The organism is Alicyclobacillus tolerans, assembly GCF_900142255.1.
In the GTDB taxonomy this organism is placed as follows: domain Bacteria; phylum Bacillota; class Bacilli; order Alicyclobacillales; family Alicyclobacillaceae; genus Alicyclobacillus_I; species Alicyclobacillus_I tolerans.
The window spans coordinates 1-1,942 of the sequence record NZ_FRAF01000058.1; the positions used below are offsets into that span (position 1 = coordinate 1).

A 1,942-nucleotide genomic window follows, 5' to 3' on the forward strand; every position below is an offset into this window, starting at 1 on the left:
CAGACAAAACAAGGAAGTAGATGTCTTTCTGTTATGTCGATATTTCCGAACAGAGATCGATCAGCAAGTGTCATCTGTGCCGAGATGGTGGAGAGGGGAAGCTCAATCGCAAGTTTGTACAGGAATGTTGGAAGAGGTTCTGAAAAAAATTTTTGAAGAGCATGCTCAAAATGGGGAGTAGAGGTGCTTTTAAAGAGTAGAGGGGCAAAACGAAAGCCCCCCTCACCACTCCGGCCGGGTGGGGAACATGAAACGGAGGTTAAAAAATGACACAAGTGATTACAGTAACTGCTCCCGGAACAACAGGTTTTGATACCGCGTCCATTCTAGACTCATCACAGATTGCAACAATGTGGGATAATTCCCCATATTTAATTGCACTAGCTGATGTAGCTTCAGGTACTACAAGTGAAATACAGAACTATGTTCAACAACTATTAAACCAAGGGTTTTATGTTGGATTGTACAGAGGATATTACTCTGGCATGTTTGATTCTGATCCTAGTTCTGTTGGTGCTGCACACGCTCAACAGTGTATAGATGTAGCGAATGGATTTTCTGGCGCAGCAGGAATGACATTATGGTGTGATTTGGAGGGAGCAACTGCTAATACGACGATTCAGGACATCATCGACTATGCTAATTCTTTTAATAGCACTTGCCAAGCAGCTGGTTATGAAGGGGGAGTATATGTGGGAGATGATGAACCTTATGCTCAAATGGACGGCTCACAGTTGTACTACGATTTAACAACTTCACATTATTGGAGATGCTGCTCATCTAGTATTTGGCCTACTGTTGATAATGGGCAAGTAAGGGGATGGCAGATACTCCAGACTAGTTGCGAATATGATTATGATGGAATTGTTGTTGACAATGATTCCATACAAACAGACCAACTTGGAGGTAATGCAGTTTTTATTAAACTCTCTTGAAGATTGGATAGGAGACCAGGTTGATAACCTGAGTCTCCCTATTTCCAATTACATTTGATTAATACGCATGAACAACGATACGCAATGCAGAAACTGGATCACCGACATACTTGAATGAATATATTTTGTTTCCTTTTTGCCAAACTATAGTCGTTTTGAGTGTACTATCAGAAGGATGATATTGATTGGAATTGTCACTCACAAGAATTGCGCCAATTTTCTCTGGAATGGGCATCATATGTGAGTGCAAATATTCAGCAATAGATTGCATAATCTTTTTCCCGTTTTGATTGGTTGATAAAAATTGTCCTTGAATGGCCCATCGTCCTTCGTTCCATAAATATACATAGTTACCGGCACCGCCAATAAACTGAGATTTTATTCCATATCCTAAATTGACTAAAGGATTTTGAGGATGACCATAATTCGGGATCATTTGCTGGATAGCATCAGTTGCTTGAATACTATTATTGAAAGTCTGTGTCTGAATATTAGTTTGAGAATGAACAATTTGGGTTGTTGATGATGTCTGTTCGGGACTAGAAAGAGCACCCGAATCAGTTGAATTGGGTTGAACTACAACTGTGAAATGCGCAGAATGTTTCTCGTCACTAACATTCACCAAATAATGCCCAGGTTTACTCCACTTTGCTGTTAGATCAAACTCACCTTGAGCATTCGTTTTCACCATGTATCCAGATGAATGGTCAGGAAGTCCCACCACGGCTAACTGAATGTTAGGTATACCTTGATGTGATTGATTCAATACCACGCCACGAATTTGGACCGACTGGTTAGTGAAAACTTGCATATGAGAATGAGGCACAACTATATTTGCAACTTGGTTTTGGATATTCCCTGAAGATGTTGTATGTTGCGATGTATTCGAGCTTCCTGAAGAAGAAGGATGATGAGTGATCCCACACCCGGTCACGGTCAAACACGTCAATGCAAGCATAGACGCCGTCAGTCCCCAGATTCGTTTTTGCACAAAAACCACCCCTAGT

3 protein-coding genes are annotated in these 1,942 nt (G+C 41.0%); 2 read left to right on the top strand and 1 reads right to left on the bottom strand.

What is annotated here, in order from left to right:
- On the top strand, window positions 1–181 hold a 181-nt coding region (locus tag BUA75_RS16210), incomplete at its 5' end, for a hypothetical protein (protein ID WP_207549794.1).
- An 85-nt stretch (window positions 182–266) separates the two neighbouring features.
- Complete coding sequence (locus tag BUA75_RS15310) at window positions 267–935, top strand: glycoside hydrolase domain-containing protein (RefSeq protein ID WP_072875497.1); 669 nt, start codon at window positions 267–269, stop codon at window positions 933–935.
- A gap of 58 nt (window positions 936–993) precedes the next feature.
- Here the strand turns inward: BUA75_RS15310 and BUA75_RS15315 are convergent.
- On the bottom strand, window positions 994–1,942 hold a 949-nt coding region (locus BUA75_RS15315; RefSeq protein WP_207549795.1), incomplete at its 5' end, for a carboxypeptidase-like regulatory domain-containing protein.